This is a genomic window from Chryseobacterium echinoideorum (genome assembly GCF_007474535.1).
Lineage (GTDB): Bacteria > Bacteroidota > Bacteroidia > Flavobacteriales > Weeksellaceae > Chryseobacterium > Chryseobacterium echinoideorum.
In genome coordinates this window covers 47416-62948 of record NZ_VKNW01000004.1, presented here as the reverse complement: position 1 = coordinate 62948, position 15533 = coordinate 47416, and the positions used below count along the sequence as shown (strand labels likewise).

Here is a 15533-nt window from a genome sequence, read left to right as displayed (position 1 = left end):
TGCCGTGTTCCGGTGAACACAATAATCCGTCCGCCAGTTGGCGGAACCGGATTAAAAGTAACAGGGAAAAACGGCTCGATGCCGTTGCTGTTACCTCCGATTTGTCAAAAGACTTTTGCATAAATCCGTTAATAAAAATTACAATACAAAGTAAAGCCCTCTTTCTGAAAGGATTGTGCTGCACAAGAGTGCCAAACACTGCCTTTGAACGCCAAACACTGCCACATTGAAAGAACTACTTGTTTATCTCTTTTTATTTGTACCAACAAAAGGATGTAAGTGTGTAGATAACTATGCAGGTAACAACATAAGTACCTAACTACCGAGTTAGGCAATCAAGCAAACAGGTACATAGAAAAGTACCTGTTCAGCTACCTGATTATATAGTACGGTACGGACAAATGCAGGCACATAAGTAAATGTGTATTTAAGTGCATAGACAATTTGGCACATAGGTAGATAAGTACCTGCACAAGTGCATCGGTGCAGAGCAACGTGCCTAAACATATAAGTGCATAAACACTTACGCACATAGGTAATGAAGTAAGCCACTAAATAAGTAGAGATATGAGTACAAAACAAAAAACAGTATTTATCGCCTTTTCTTCCCAAAAAGGCGGTGTCGGCAAGAGTACATTCACAACGCTTGTAGCGAGTACCCTGCATTATCGTTTGGGCTACAATGTAGCCGTATTCGACACGGATTTTCCACAGCACAGCCTGATGAAAATGAAAGAACGTGATTTGAAAATGGTAATGGAAAACGAAGTCCTGAAAAAACAGGCGTACAACCAGTTTATGACCATCAACAAAAAGGCGTATGAGATTATACAGCACAGGGCGGACAGTGTACTGGAAAAAGCCGAAGAATATGTAGATGCTTCTCCTATTCCGATTGATGTCGTGTTCTTCGACCTGCCCGGAACGGTGAATACGCCCGGCATTCTGAAGGCATTAGCAGGAATGCACCACATTTTCACACCCATTACGGCAGACCGTGTGGTAATGGAAAGTACCCTTGTTTTCACGCAACTTTTGCAGGACGTGATTATGAAACAAGGGGAAACTTCCATTGACACCATTAACCTGTTTTGGAACCAAGTCGATGGTAGGGAAAGCACACCATTATACGAGGTATATAACAGCCTTATCCACCAGTTAGGGTTAAGCCTGATGCAGAGCCAAATCAAGAGTAGTACACGCTTTCGCAAAGAAAGCGAAGTGAACAGTAAAGCCGTTTTCCGTTCCACTTTGTTGCCCCCTGATGAACGGCTGATGAAAACCTGTCAGTTAGACCTGTTTATGAACGAATTTTTAAAAATCATTCAATTATAAGCCAATATGGAAAAAGGAAACAAGAAAAAAGTTACTCCCGATATTAACGAGGAACTGATGATGAGCCTGATGGTGGACGGTGTGAAAAAAGACGGCATACAGCTTCCTCCCGAACCAACGCCCGAAGCTACTGAAAAGGAAGATAAACCTAAAGAACCACTAAATGATAAACCTGTGGTTAGGGAAAAGAGCCGGACAAAGCGTACCACTGAAACCGATTATGAAAGTACATTTTTCAAAAAATCGGAAACGAATGCCCGTGATGGAAAAACGGTCTATATCAGACCGGAGTTTCACGAAAAGCTGACACGCATTATTCAAGTGATTGGCGAGGACAAGATTAGCATATACGCTTATCTGGATAATCTGCTCGATTACCATTTTCAGGAATTTGGCGAACAGATTACCAAGAGCTATAACGATAAGTATAAACCTATTTAATAATTAGGGATATGGAAACTGTAATTGTAATATGCTTGCTCATAGTCATTGCCCTGCTTATACAGGACAAGATAGTCATCAAAAAAAGGTCGGAGCAAAAGCCGAAACAGGAAAAAGTAAATCCAAACCTGTACGATATAATGGGTCAGCCAAAGCCTGTAAGAAGCCAATCAGTGCCAAACAGTGCCAATGAAAGCCAAATCGAGAAACAGGAGATAAATCCCGATAATTTAGACATCGAATACGACGAAAACGAAATTGTCGGTATTCAAATTCCGCAGGAAGAGCTGGACGAAGTTTTCAGTAATATGCCTGATTTGAAAGATGAGGAAGAAGAATGGAACAGGTATGGGATTTCCGGTGGCGATGACAGTCTTGCCCAAGGGGTTACCTATGACGAACTAACAGCCGTAGGGGAATTGCTCCAAAAAGAACATTTGGAACAACCCCAAAAAGAAAAGGCGATAGCGTTAGTTCAAAAATTGCAGGGGACTGAATTATTCAGCCTGATGGAAAATTCAATTGAGGGTGCTACCCGAAAAATTGCCGAGCTTTTTGATAGTACGCTCACTACTGACACGGAAGCCAGTTCTTCCAATTTGCGGAAAATTGATTATGGAGATTTTGACATTAACCAATTTGTATAAATCCTCTGTATGGCTAATACTTTTTTTTAGCGTAATAGATTGTTGAAGCTCCAAAAAACTGTGGCTTCATAATAATATCTGAATAACCTGCTTTTTCAAGAATTGTCTTCATCCTTTCCCCGTGAGGGAAGTTGGTTGCCGAATTGGTTAAATAGCGATAAGCATCGGTATTTTCAGAAAATGCCGATGCAATCAATGGAATTATATACCGGGTGTAAAATGAATAACCTGCTTTGATCACTTTGTTTGTCGGAACCGAAGTTTCTAATATAACAAGAACACCTTCTTTTTTCGTCACTCTGCATATTTCAGAAAGACCTTTGTCAAGATTTTCAAAATTTCTAATTCCATAGGAGACAGACACAGCATCAAACAACTCATCTGGAAACTTTAGGTTTTCCGCATCTTGCCTCTCAAATTTTATCCTATCCGTCAATTCCATTACCTCCGCTTTATCACGAGCGTATTTTAGCATCCCCTCACTGATGTCAGTACCGACTATTAAGTTGGCATTTGTCTTTGAAAAAAGAATAGCCATATCGCCAGTTCCGGTGGCGATGTCCAAGATACTTTCAGGATTGTTCTGCTTGATAATAGCTAACACTTTGTTACGCCATTTTTTGTCCATTCCAAAAGTGAAAATCCGATTTAGAAAGTCGTATTTTTTTGAAACCTTGTCGAACATTTTCTCTACTTGAACTCGTTTACTTTCCTTTAGATGTTCATAGGGAACTATATTTTTATCGACCATACTATACTATTTATGCAACGTTGATAAGATTTTAAATTTGCTAATCTGAATTGCGTTTGTTATTGGGCTATGCAAAGTTCAAAAATAGCAATTTGGCGACTTTAAAAATTGTAGAAATCGGACATTCGGCTATGTTATCAAATCGAAGCTGATGATTTAAGAGGACTATCTTTATAGGTACCTTAATTTTGTCCGATTTTTACAATCATTCAAACACTATTCGTGTCTAATTTTGAGGATTGAAATATTAAATGAAATGAAACAGCGATACAACTTGCCCGATACAGATCCGGACGGCTTTAATGAACTATTGAAATTAGAAACCTTTATGGAGAAGATCGAATGGATTGCTCCTTACAAGTATTTAATTAAAATCAGAGCTTCGCAATTGAATAAATGTGCATACTGTCTAAATATGCACTCCAAAGAGGCACTGGAAAATGGCGAAACTGCCAACAGAATTATCTTACTCAATGCTTGGAAAGAAGCTACTGTATTTGGTGAAAAAGAAAAGATCGTACTGGAATTTACGGAACATTTCACTTTAGTTAGTCAAGCTGAATTTAATGAGGGATTATTCCAACAAGCATCAGATCATTTTGACAATAAGCAGGTAGCTCAATTGGTTATGGCAATTGGAATGATAAATTTATGGAACAGGATAGTTATTTGTTCAGGAATTAAATAGGATATGAAAACATCATTGAAACACAAATTATTCCGGATTTTTTGGTCTATCGGAGCGGTATTATTGTTAATATCTGGTGTACTTCACTTTTATAGCATCTTCTACAATCAAGATTTATATCCGAGTGATGCTTCCTTAGTTGAGGTTCTAAAAACTACAAGTATCCAAATGGATGAAAGTGGAACGATGTGGAATTTATGGATAGGGTTTCACGCTATGTTTGGGCTATGTTTAATATTTATAGGGCTTTCCATAATTTATTTTGCTATCAAGCATCACGAATTATTTTCACGGCAAAGATTTTTATTGGTCATAACGATTTTAATGATAGCAGCTTTTGTAGTAATCGGTCATTTTTATTTAATAAGCGATTTCGTGTTTGGTATGGCTATTGCACTTATACTATTTACTGCCGGATTTCTGCTGACTTTTAAAAAAACATAACAACAACAGAGTTGGTTGCAACTCTAAAAGACCGTTACACTTCAAAGATTTTAAACTATGGGACAAACTGTAAAAAAACTTATTGAGCAAAAGGACAATAGCGGTTTGCAAAAATTACTTGCCGACAAACCTATTCTTGCCAATGAAGGCATTACAATTCCTTACAATTTTTTTTGTTTGACAAAAGCTCATCCGTTACATCGGATTTGTGATGCTGTTTTTGCAGGTAAAATGACAGACGAAGAAGCCATAACTCTTGCAACCACATTTTTAGAAAACGGAGCTAACATTGACGGTGACAGAATTGGCGGAACACCACTTTTAGCAGCAGCAAGCCTTCACGCAGAACTGTTGGGTATTTTTTACATTGATAACGGTGCAGACATTAACTTTACTGATGAAAACGATAACGCTTCGGCTTTGCATTGGGCAGCCTTTTGTGGGCGAGACAAATTGGCGGACAAGCTCATAAAATCAAAAGCCATATTTGACGAGCCCGACAAATCCTATAATTCCACACCTCTTGCTTGGGCTATTCATAGTTTAATGTCAGACGACAAGGACAACAAACACAATCAAACCGCTTGTATTAAACTTCTATTACAAGCAGGAGCAGATATCAAAAAACTTAGTGCAGACCATAGTAAATATTTAAAAGCAGTTGCCGAAGACGACAGAGAACTTAACGACTTATTGCAACAAAATGGCTAAAAAAAGACGAGTAACAACAAGCAGTTTTGCGTTATAGCGGCTGACGGCAGTAATTCAACAGTAGTGCTACTATTGAACTTTTGTGCTAATGTTTTTCAAATGCCGCCACAAACGCCAAGCTGCCGGACAATATAAAGCTATAAAATCATTAACAAACGTTGATTTTTTTGAAACGTCAAACCCTAAAAAGTTTGGCGTTTTTTTATGCTCACTCATATAATGCAAAGCCACCTACAGCCAAACACTTCCTTTGACTGCCACTTTGTTATCACGCCCTGATTTCTGAAGCACCTTTGTCCCGAAAGCCCGCAAGGTGCGGGATAACAGTAACAATTAATGTGTTTCAATTATGGAAAAACAAAGTAAAAAAGTTTTGCTGGCAGCCGTGGCAATACTGTCAGGAATTGGTGCGTTCGCACAGGGAAACGGCTCGGCAGGTATCAACGAGGCTACCCAAATGGTAACAAGTTATTTCGACCCCGCAACGCAATTAATCTACGCCATCGGTGCGGTAGTCGGGTTAATCGGGGGCGTTAAGGTGTACAACAAATTCAGTTCCGGCGACCCCGACACGAGTAAGACCGCAGCTTCGTGGTTTGGTGCGTGTATCTTCTTGATTGTTGCCGCTACTATCCTGCGTTCATTCTTCCTTTAATCCGTTGCCTTATGAATTACAATATCAACAAAGGCATCGGCAGGACGGTGGAATTTAAAGGGCTAAAAGCGCAATACCTGTTCATTTTCGCAGGTGGGCTGCTCGGTACGCTTATCCTCGTGATGATACTGTATATGGCAGGCGTAAACTCTTACATCTGCCTGTTCCTCGGAGCAGGCGGTGCTTCGCTCATTGTATGGCAGACCTTTTCGCTGAACAGGAAGTACGGCGAACACGGACTGATGAAAATTGCAGCCAATAAAAGGCATCCCCGCTACATCATCTGCCGCAAGCCTGTAAACCGCTATTTAAAATTCACACCTAAACAGAATGCCGTATGAGAAATGTAGCAAAGACCACCACACTGGAAAACAAATTTCCCTTGTTGGCAGTAGAGAACAACTGCATCTTATCCAAAGATGCGGACATTACCGCTTGTTTTGAAGTGCGTTTGCCGGAACTGTTCACGGTAGCTTCTGCGGAATACGAAGCCATTCACTCCGCCTGGCACAAGGCGATTAAAACCCTCCCTGATTTTACGGTCATTCACAAACAGGATTGGTACATTAAGGAAAGCTATGCACCTGATTTGGCAATCGAAGACCAGAGTTTTTTATCGAAGTCTTATCAACGTCATTTCAACGAGCGACCGTTCCTGAACCATTATTGCTACCTGTTTCTGACAAAGACTACTAAGGAAAGAATGCGGATGCAAAGCAACTTTAGTTCGCTTTGCAAAGGTACACTGATACCAAAGGAAATCAGGAACAAGGAAACGATACACCGCTTTATGGAGGCGGTCGCCCAGTTTGAACGTATCGTGAACGATAGCGGTTTTGTCAGCCTGCGGCGTTTGACCGAAGAGGACATTATCGGAACGGAAGATACACAGGGATTACTGGAACAGTACCTCACGTTATCGAGGGGAGCAGGAACACCAATGCAGGACATCGCACTCGGAAACGAAGAGGTGCGCATTGGCAACAAAAGGTTAAGCCTGCATACCCTTTCAGATACGGATGACCTGCCCGGAACGGTATCGGCAGATACCCGTTTTGAAAAGCTATCTACCGACCGTAGCGACTGCCGTCTGTCATTCGCCGCACCTGTGGGCTTGCTATTAAGCTGCAACCACATATACAACCAGTACATTTTTTTGGATAACAGCGAAGACAACCTGCAAAAGTTTGAGAAGTCTGCAAGGAATATGCACTCACTGGCAAGGTACAGTCGTGCCAACCAAATCAATAAAGAGTGGATAGAAAAGTACCTGAACGAAGCCCACAGCTTCGGATTGTCCTCCATCCGTGCGCACTACAACATTATGGCGTGGTCGGAAGACCCTGCGGAACTGAAGCAGTTAAAGAATGATTGCGGTAGTGCATTGGCATTGATGGAGTGTAAGCCACGCCACAACACTACGGACGTAGCAACATTCTACTGGGCAGGAATGCCGGGCAATGCGGGCGACTTTCCCAGTGAAGAAAGTTTTTACACTTTTATTGAGCCTGCCTTGTGCTTCTTCACGGAAGAAACCAACTACCACAATTCGCCCTCGCCGTTCGGTATCAAGATGGCTGACAGGCTTACAGGAAAACCTATCCATTTGGATATTTCCGACCTGCCTATGAAACGGGGTATCATCACGAACCGAAACAAGTTTATACTTGGTCCGTCGGGTTCGGGTAAATCGTTCTTCACTAACCATATGGTACGCCAGTATTACGAACAGGGCGCACACGTACTGTTGGTAGATACGGGTAACTCTTATCAGGGCTTATGCGAACTCATCAAAGGAAAGACCAAAGGCGAAGACGGTGTTTACTTCACATATACCGAAGATAACCCGATTGCCTTTAACCCTTTCTATACCGATGATGGCGTATTCGACATTGAGAAGCGGGAAAGTATCAAAACCCTGATACTGACCTTATGGAAACGTGATGATGAGCCGCCAACCCGTTCTGAAGAAGTTGCCCTGTCCAATGCGGTAAGCGGTTATATCGAACGTATCAAAACGGAAGATGTGTACTCCTCATTCGACGGTTTCTATGAGTATGTAAAAGGCGACTACCGCAAGGTACTGGAGGAAAAGCAGGTAAGGGAAAAAGACTTTGACATTGCCAACTTCCTGAACGTACTCGAACCTTATTACAAAGGAGGGGAATACGATTACCTGTTGAACTCCGACAAACAGTTAGACCTGCTTTCTAAACGCTTTATCGTGTTTGAGATTGATGCGATTAAAGACCACAAAATCCTCTTTCCCATTGTGACCATCATCATTATGGAGGTGTTTATCAACAAAATGCGCCGATTGAAAGGTATTCGCAAGCTCATCCTGATTGAAGAGGCTTGGAAAGCGATTGCCAAATACGGAATGGCGGAATACATCAAGTACCTGTTTAAAACTGTCCGCAAATTCTTCGGAGAAGCAATTGTCGTAACGCAAGAGGTCGATGATATTATCCAATCGCCTATTGTGAAAGAAAGTATCATCAACAATTCCGACTGTAAAATCCTGCTTGACCAACGCAAGTATATGAACAAGTTCGATGATATACAGGCGATGCTCGGACTTACGGACAAAGAGAAAGGGCAGGTACTTTCCATCAATATGAACAACGATGCAAGCCGACTGTACAAAGAGGTTTGGATTGGCTTAGGTGGTACGCACTCGGCAGTCTATGCCACTGAAGTTAGTTTGGAGGAATACCTCGCTTACACAACCGAAGAAACCGAAAAAATGGAAGTAATGCAGCTTGCTTCCGAACTGGACGGTAATGTAGAACTCGCCATTAAGCATATCGCAATGCAAAGGCGGGACAAAGTAAATCAATAGTCATTAACATTTTAAAATCAGAAACAATGAAAAAAGTATTGTATCTGGTGTGTACGGCATTAATGCTCGCCGTAGCACCGTCAGCAAAAGCCCAGTTTGTAGTTACTGACCCTGCAAACCTGGCTTCAGGAATTATCAACTCTGCGAACGAAATCATACAGACTTCTTCGACCGTGAGCAATGTGATAAAGAACTTCAACGAAGTGAAGAAAGTGTACGACCAGGGTAAGGAATATTATGACAAGCTGAAAGCTATCAACAATCTTGTGAAAGATGCCCGTAAGGTGCAACAAACGGTATTGTTGGTGGGCGATGTGTCCGAAATGTACGTGCAAAATTTTGGTAAAATGATGAACGACCCAAATTTCACACCGCAGGAATTGGTCGCTATCGGTAATGGCTATTCGGCACTGCTCAATGAAAGTACCGAACTGCTGAAAGAATTGAAGCAGATTATAACCTCATCAAGCCTTTCGCTGAATGACAAAGAGCGTATGGATATTATCGACAGAGTGTACAAAGAGGTAAAGGATTACCACAGCCTTGTACGCTACTACACCAATAAGAACATTTCTGTAAGCTACCTAAGAGCGAAAAAGAAAAACGATGCCCAAAGAGTGCTTCAACTCTACGGAACTGCTAACCAAAAATACTGGTAAAAATGGAATGGGATAATCTTCACGAACTCCTGCGTTCGCTTTATGACGATATGATGCCGCTTGCAGGCGATATGGCGGCAGTAGCTAAGGGTTTGGCGGGATTGGGAGCATTGTTCTATGTGGCATTAAAGGTTTGGCAGGCTTTAAGCCGTGCCGAACCTATTGATATGTTCCCTTTGCTGCGCCCGTTCGCTTTAGGGCTTTGTATTATGTTCTTCCCGACCATCGTACTGGGAACCATCAATGCGGTACTTAGCCCGGTGGTAGTAGGAACCCACCAAATACTGGAAGACCAGGTGCTTGACCTGAACAAACTGCAACAGCAGAAAGACCAGTTGGAATATGAGGCAATGGTCAGGAACCCCGAAACCGCCTATATGGTATCAGACGAAGAGTTTGATAAAAAACTGGACGAACTGGGTTGGTCGCCCTCTGACATTGGAACAATGGCGGGTATGTATATGGACAGGCAAGCCTATAAGATTGAAAAAGCCATAAAGGATTGGTTTCGTAATCTATTGGAAATTCTCTTTCAGGCGGCGGCTTTGGTCATTGATACCATACGAACGTTTTTCCTGATAGTCCTCTCCATACTCGGACCAATAGCCTTTGCTATTTCCGTGTGGGACGGCTTTCAGTCCACGCTCTCGCAATGGCTCACGAGGTACGTCAGCGTTTACCTATGGCTTCCCGTTTCGGATTTGTTCAGCTCAATGTTGGCAAGAATACAATCCCTCATTTTAGAACGGGATATAGCAATGCTTGCCGACCCTACCTATATACCTGATACAAGCAATACCGTGTACATCATCTTTATGATTATCGGCATCATCGGGTACTTCACTATCCCGACAGTAACAGGTTGGGTAATCCAAGCCGGAGGCGCAGGAAACTTTACCCGCAATGTAAACTCCACAGCAATGAAAGCCGGAAACATCGCCGGAGCAGGCGCAGGTTCAACAGTTGGAAACATCGGCGGTAAACTGATGAATAAATAATCATTAATCATTCTAAAAAATGGAATTTAAAACGCTAAGAAATATCGAAAACAGCTTTAGGCAGATAAGATTATATGCCATTGTGTTTGCGGTTCTCTGCATTAGCGTGGTAGGTTACACCGTATGGCGTTCCTACCGCTTTGCAGAAGAACAACGCCAAAAAATCTATGTACTGGATAACGGCAAATCCCTGATGCTTGCCTTATCGCAGGATGCGAGCATCAACCGCCCGGTTGAGGCAAGGGAACACGTAAGGAGATTTCACGAACTGTTCTTTACGCTTGCGCCCGACAAGAACGCTATTGAAAGCAATATGAGCAGGGCATTCAACCTTGCCGATAAAAGTGCTTTTGATTACTACAAAGACTTGTCGGAAAAGGGCTATTACAGCCGTATCATTTCGGGGAACGTGCAGCAACGCATCGAGGTGGATAGTGTCTTGTGCAATTTCGACAACTACCCTTATGCAGTGCGTACTTATGCCAAACAGTTCATTATCCGGTCAAGCAACGTAACCAGGCGTAACCTGATTACTTCCTGCTATCTCGTCAACTCCGTTCGTTCCGACAATAATCCGCAGGGCTTCAATATTGAAAAATTTGCAGTCGTGGAAAATAAGGATATAGAGGTCATCGAACGCTAAAAAAACAATCTTATGGAAGCATTATCAGATTTAAGCACGTTCGCAAAAATCCTTACCGACAAAGGATATAACGGGTATTTCCATACGCAGGGAGCGTATGCCGGAAAGCTGAAAGACAGCATCAGCGAATACCTCGAAAGCTGCCAAAAAGGTGCAGACAGTTTGCCTAAGCAGGACTTACTGCTGACAGGCTACCTACAATGGTCGGGCGATGACAAGCCCTGTGTAGAATGCAATATGTGGGTAAAATACCTGAATGGAAAATTCTCTCTTAGCCGAATGGAAATAGCCAAGAAAGACGGCTTTGGGCAATTACTCAAAAAAACGGAACTGGCAAACCTGTCCGTAATGTCCGCACCCAAATTAACGGAAGCGGTCGCACTGGTTAACGATGCGCCGAAGCAACAGGCGGGTAAAAGTCCTAAGCGTTTCAAGCTGTAACACAGAAATAGTAAGGCTATGAAAAAATTAAGAGCAAATATGGACAGATACTTTGACAAGTTGGACGAACGTTGGCGGGCGTTGCCCTTGCGCAAACAGCACCGATATACGCTGTACTTCTTTGTGGGTTATCTGCTGCTTACCGTAGCGGTCATTGGCAAAGTGATGTACGATACCTCAAAGTCCGGTAACGGTATGGTCATAGAGCATATCGAGAACCCTGTCCTTAAAAGTAAAAATCCTGCAAGGTTGCAGGATAGTGTATCAACAATTTTAAAAAATCAGATTTATGAAAGAAAATGAAAAAAGGGTCAGCTTTCTCGTTGAGGGAGAAGACCAAAACGGAGCATCAAATCTGCCGGATAATAAAAAGAGCAATAAGGATAAGCTCAAAAAGCCAATCATATTCCTTTTGATGGGCGTGGTATTTCTCGGCTGTATGTACCTCATATTTAAACCGTCGAAAGATAAAAAAGCGGTTGAAAATATCGGGTTGAACGATGCTGTACCGCAGGCTACCGGAGCAGGGATGCCCGATGATAAAAGCAAGGCGTATGAGCAGGAAATGCTCGAACGCAAAGAGCAGGAAAAGCGGAATGCGCTAACCACGCTTTCTGATTATTGGAATACTGAAGACAGTGCATCTGCTGACAATGAAGAAAACTTACCTGAAGAAGATGAAGAAAGCAACGGCTTTGGCGGTGGTGGCAGAAATTCGGGACGAAACGGAAATTCTGCATTGAATAGTTACCGTAATGCACAAAGCACACTGGGTTCATTCTATCAGGACAACAATTCGGAAACAATGGAATTGCGTAAGCAAGTGGACGAACTTAAAGCAAAGTTGTCGGAAAAAGATGTGCCACCTGTGGCCACCGTTGACGACCAACTCAAATTAATGGAGAAATCCTATGAAATGGCAGCAAAGTATCTTCCGCAAAACAACAATGCCGGAAATGCTGCTCCTGCCAATGGTGCTGCTCCGGGTGCTGCGGGTGCAAATCAAAAAGAGCAATTTGTATCGTTCATACCAACAAGAAAGAATATTGTTTCAGCCCTATACCGTGAACCGTCAGACAGTGCCTTTGCAGCCGATTGGAGCCAAACAAAAAACCGTGGGTTTTATACCGCAGGTTCAATTGAACAGGCGGTACAGCCTAAAAACAGTATCAAAGCCTGTGTACACGAAGCCCAAACGGTAGTTGGCGAAACGGGTGTGCGTTTACGACTGTTAGAGCCTGCCAAAACCCCGCAACGTACCATCCCCAAAGGAACGATTGTAACAGCTAATGCCAAATTTCAGAATGGCAGGCTGCAATTAAAAGTTACCTCCGTAGAACTGGAGGGCAACATCATCCCGGTAGATATAACCATTTACGATTTGGACGGACAGCAAGGCTTGTACGTTCCGTATTCGCCGGAAATGAACGCCCTTACCGAAATGGCGGGTAATATGAGCCAAACCGGAGGAACAAGCGTAATGCTCACGCAGAATGCCGGGCAACAGGTAGCTGCTGATTTAAGCCGTGGCGTGGTACAGGGTATTTCGGGCTACTTCGCCAAGAAAGTAAGAACGCCAAAGGTTACGCTGAAAGCGGGCTATCAGGTCTTCCTCGTATCGAAAAAATAATGTTTAACTCAAATATTTAAAGACAATGAAAAATCATTTAAAAAACTTTTGGGCTTTTGCCCTGATACTCGGCTTTGCCGTAACAACGTATGCACAGGATAGTGCAACTGCAAAAACACCGCTTGCGTTGGGCAAGATAGAACCGTACCGAATGGAAGTTACCTACGATAAAACGTCACACCTGATTTTCCCGACCGCCATTCGTTACGTGGATTTGGGTAGCGAATACCTGATTGCAGGTAAAGCCGACGATGCGGAAAACGTGTTGCGTGTAAAAGCATCTGTAAGGGACTTTGAGCCGGAAACGAATTTCTCCGTTATCACGAATGACGGGCGTTTTTACAGCTTCAACGTGTATTACAGTTCCTACCCGGAGGCAACGAGCTATGACCTGCTCACGATGCAAAAAGCGGTGGATAAAGCCAAAGGTAACGATGTGCTTTTTGAAGAACTGGGCAACAATTCGCCGTCACTGGCAGGCTTGCTTTTGGAAACCATTTACAAGAAAGACAAACGCATTGTAAAGCATATCGGTGCTAAGAGTTTCGGCATTCAGTTTATCCTAAAAGGGATTTACATACATAACGGCAAATACTATTTCCATACTGAATTGAGAAACCGTGCCAATGTTCCTTTCGAGATTGATTTCATCAATTTCAAAGTAGTGGATAAAAAGGTAGCTAAACGCACCGTAGTCCAGGAACGCCCTTTAACTCCTTTGAGAACTTACAAGCCATTGGACGGTATTTCCGGAAAATCGACCGAACAAAATGTGTTCCTGTTAGACCAGTTTACCATTGCCGATGATAAGGTACTGCTGATTGAGATTTTCGAGAAAAACGGTGGCAGGCATCAAACATTGCAGGTCGAAAATTCCGATTTAATCAAAGCCCGTTTGATTGACGATATGCACCTGAAATTTTAATAACCCTTTAAAGCAAGAATATGAAAAAGTATATCTATACCGTGCTGTTTGTCCTGATAGGCATCACGGCTGCACAGGCGCAAAGAATGCTGCCGAAGCAGAAAGGATTGGAAATAAGTGCAGGTGTATTGTCCGATGATAAGATTGGCAATGATTACTACATCAGCGCAGCAATGACGGTAAACGGTAAGAATGGTAACTATCAGCTTTGGGCGTTGGAATATACCCACCAGTACCACGGGTATAAAGACCTCCGCATACCGCAGGAAACCTATTCCGCAGAGGGCGGTTACAGCTTCTTTTTGTTGGGTGATGCCCGTAAGAACATCACGCTGAATTTCGCCGTAACAGGTGTGGTCGGTTACGAAACCATCAACCGGGGCGAAACAATGTTGTACGACGGTGCGAAGATATTGAGCGAAGATAATTTTATCTACGGTGCAGGCGGTCGCCTCACTTTTGAAACGTACCTGTCCGACCGTTTTGTATTAGTCCTGCAAGGGCGTACAAAAATCCTTTGGGGTACGGATTTACAACAGTTCCGACCGTCAGCAGGTGTGGGATTAAGGTTTAACTTTTAAAACGTAAAAACGATGATAGCAATATTCAATAAATTCAGAACGGGGCTACTGCCACTATATGTATTCCTGACAATCCTCACAGCTTCGGTTACGTTGGTATCTTGCAGCAAAGATGATGAACTCGAAATACAGAACAATTTTCCTTTCGAGGTCAATGTAATGCCAGTGCCTAAAGATGTTGCAAACGGGCAGACCGTAGAAATACGCATTACCATACAGCGTACAGGCAATTACAGCAATACGCAGTATTTCCTCCGTTACTTTCAATTTGACGGGCAGGGAACGTTGCAATACTACAATGAACCGCCTTATCAGCCCAATGACCTGTACCAGTTACCAACGGAGCAGTTCAGGTTGTATTACACTTCAACATCTGCCGTATCACAGTCCTTTGATGTTTGGATTTCGGACAGTTTCGGGAATGAAAAGCAGATAACTTTTCAATTTAACAGTAGCGATTAAGAGCAGTATTTCAATTGATAAAAAAAACGGTTTATCTGATCGGTAAGCCGTTTTTGCATTTGGTACACATCGGTTACAGGCTGAAACAAATATTTTTCGTAAATTCAAACAGTGGAAATAAAGTGTTTTTGTTATGGTCGCATCATTGGTTATAGGTATCATATTTTTGGTTGCAGGCTTGGGACTTCGCTACTGGATTAACCGTAGAAAGTTTTATAGGCGTAGTCCTATGGGAGCAGAGGGTTTCTCATCTTATGAAAGTTCGGTTTTCATTAAATTGATTGAAAGGGTTGGTAAATGGATAGCTTACGCACTGATTATTTTCGGTTTGTTGTCACTGTGGGTTTATTCCCGTGAGAAAAAGGAAAAACAGCAGCCTGAAGTAAAAACCGAACAATCTCGATAAAAAAACTATTCGCTTTAACTACCTCCACAAGATTTGTGAGCTAACGCAATTAATTTTTATTTAACTTTGTATGGTGAAGTTTATATCTTTAATATTAGCCGCCTATGTATTGCTTTTATCAGCAGTACCGACTTTTATTGAGGATAAATGTATGCAGAAGCATACTACCGAACAAGGACAAAACGGACAGGATGACCAAGATTGTAATAAGGGATGTTGCTCGCCTTTTTTTAGTTGCAACACCTGTACAGGATTTGTTTTAACTACTTTTCAT

At 42.4% G+C, this 15533-nt stretch carries 20 protein-coding genes; 19 read left to right on the top strand and 1 reads right to left on the bottom strand.

The features are described 5' to 3' along the window. The first annotated feature begins 567 nt into the window (after positions 1-567). Genes FOL89_RS06190 through FOL89_RS06180 form a run of 3 tightly spaced genes read left to right on the top strand, consistent with a single transcriptional unit; the run spans position 568 to position 2423 of the window. Positions 568-1335 (top strand): ParA family protein, encoded by a 768-nt coding sequence (locus FOL89_RS06190; RefSeq protein ID WP_144281967.1) that lies wholly within the window; start codon positions 568-570, stop codon positions 1333-1335. A gap of 6 nt (positions 1336-1341) precedes the next feature. Further along, positions 1342-1776, top strand: a complete 435-nt coding sequence (locus FOL89_RS06185; RefSeq protein WP_144281966.1) for a DUF3408 domain-containing protein — start codon at positions 1342-1344, stop codon at positions 1774-1776. An 11-nt stretch (positions 1777-1787) separates the two neighbouring features. After that, positions 1788-2423 (top strand): conjugal transfer protein TraD, encoded by a 636-nt coding sequence (locus FOL89_RS06180; RefSeq protein ID WP_144281965.1) that lies wholly within the window; start codon positions 1788-1790, stop codon positions 2421-2423. 13 nt (positions 2424-2436) lie between these two features. On the opposite strand, the gene ubiE is transcribed toward FOL89_RS06180, so the two are convergent. After that, complete coding sequence (gene ubiE, locus FOL89_RS06175) at positions 2437-3174, bottom strand: bifunctional demethylmenaquinone methyltransferase/2-methoxy-6-polyprenyl-1,4-benzoquinol methylase UbiE (protein ID WP_144281964.1); 738 nt, start codon at positions 3172-3174, stop codon at positions 2437-2439. Positions 3175-3430: 256 nt separating this feature from the next. On the opposite strand from ubiE, the gene FOL89_RS06170 reads away from it, so the two are divergent. The 16 genes from FOL89_RS06170 (at position 3431) to FOL89_RS06095 (ending at position 15259) form a co-directional block, all read left to right on the top strand. Further along, positions 3431-3862 (top strand): carboxymuconolactone decarboxylase family protein, encoded by a 432-nt coding sequence (locus FOL89_RS06170; RefSeq protein ID WP_144281963.1) that lies wholly within the window; start codon positions 3431-3433, stop codon positions 3860-3862. A gap of 3 nt (positions 3863-3865) precedes the next feature. Next, positions 3866-4306: an LIC_13387 family protein gene (locus FOL89_RS06165; protein WP_144281962.1), complete on the top strand. Its 441-nt coding sequence runs from the start codon at positions 3866-3868 to the stop codon at positions 4304-4306. 57 nt (positions 4307-4363) lie between these two features. Beyond that, a complete protein-coding gene (locus tag FOL89_RS06160) occupies positions 4364-5017 on the top strand; it encodes an ankyrin repeat domain-containing protein (RefSeq protein WP_144281961.1) in 654 nt (217 codons plus the stop codon). A gap of 349 nt (positions 5018-5366) precedes the next feature. Next, a complete protein-coding gene (locus FOL89_RS06155; protein WP_144281960.1) occupies positions 5367-5672 on the top strand; it encodes a DUF4134 domain-containing protein in 306 nt (101 codons plus the stop codon). Positions 5673-5683: 11 nt separating this feature from the next. Then, a complete protein-coding gene (locus tag FOL89_RS06150; RefSeq protein WP_013632619.1) occupies positions 5684-6013 on the top strand; it encodes a DUF4133 domain-containing protein in 330 nt (109 codons plus the stop codon). Then, a complete protein-coding gene (locus tag FOL89_RS06145; protein WP_144281959.1) occupies positions 6010-8514 on the top strand; it encodes a TraG family conjugative transposon ATPase in 2505 nt (834 codons plus the stop codon). Before FOL89_RS06150 ends, FOL89_RS06145 begins: the two co-directional genes overlap by 4 nt. Before the next feature lie 26 nt (positions 8515-8540). Continuing rightward, the gene (locus FOL89_RS06140; RefSeq protein WP_002978496.1) at positions 8541-9173 is read left to right on the top strand and encodes a DUF4141 domain-containing protein; all 633 of its coding nucleotides are present in this window, start codon (positions 8541-8543) and stop codon (positions 9171-9173) included. 2 nt (positions 9174-9175) lie between these two features. Beyond that, positions 9176-10171, top strand: coding sequence for a conjugative transposon protein TraJ (gene traJ / locus FOL89_RS06135; protein ID WP_002978499.1), 996 nt, complete (start codon positions 9176-9178; stop codon positions 10169-10171). 19 nt (positions 10172-10190) lie between these two features. Continuing rightward, entirely contained in the window at positions 10191-10814 is a 624-nt protein-coding gene (gene traK / locus FOL89_RS06130) for a conjugative transposon protein TraK (protein WP_013632616.1), read from the top strand. A gap of 12 nt (positions 10815-10826) precedes the next feature. After that, on the top strand, positions 10827-11255 hold the full coding sequence (locus tag FOL89_RS06125; protein WP_013632615.1) for a hypothetical protein: 429 nt from the start codon (positions 10827-10829) through the stop codon (positions 11253-11255). Between the two features lie 18 nt (positions 11256-11273). Continuing rightward, positions 11274-11558, top strand: coding sequence for a hypothetical protein (locus FOL89_RS06120; protein ID WP_013632614.1), 285 nt, complete (start codon positions 11274-11276; stop codon positions 11556-11558). Continuing rightward, on the top strand, positions 11545-12885 hold the full coding sequence (gene traM, locus FOL89_RS06115) for a conjugative transposon protein TraM (RefSeq protein WP_144281958.1): 1341 nt from the start codon (positions 11545-11547) through the stop codon (positions 12883-12885). The genes FOL89_RS06120 and traM overlap by 14 nt, the downstream gene beginning before the upstream one ends. Before the next feature lie 25 nt (positions 12886-12910). After that, positions 12911-13810 (top strand): conjugative transposon protein TraN, encoded by a 900-nt coding sequence (gene traN, locus FOL89_RS06110; protein WP_144281957.1) that lies wholly within the window; start codon positions 12911-12913, stop codon positions 13808-13810. A gap of 20 nt (positions 13811-13830) precedes the next feature. Next, the gene (locus tag FOL89_RS06105; protein ID WP_013632611.1) at positions 13831-14391 is read left to right on the top strand and encodes a conjugal transfer protein TraO; all 561 of its coding nucleotides are present in this window, start codon (positions 13831-13833) and stop codon (positions 14389-14391) included. Between the two features lie 12 nt (positions 14392-14403). Then, a complete protein-coding gene (locus tag FOL89_RS06100) occupies positions 14404-14853 on the top strand; it encodes a DUF3872 domain-containing protein (RefSeq protein ID WP_144281956.1) in 450 nt (149 codons plus the stop codon). 133 nt (positions 14854-14986) lie between these two features. Next, positions 14987-15259, top strand: coding sequence for a molybdenum ABC transporter permease (locus FOL89_RS06095; protein WP_066436434.1), 273 nt, complete (start codon positions 14987-14989; stop codon positions 15257-15259). Positions 15260-15533: the final 274 nt, after the last annotated feature.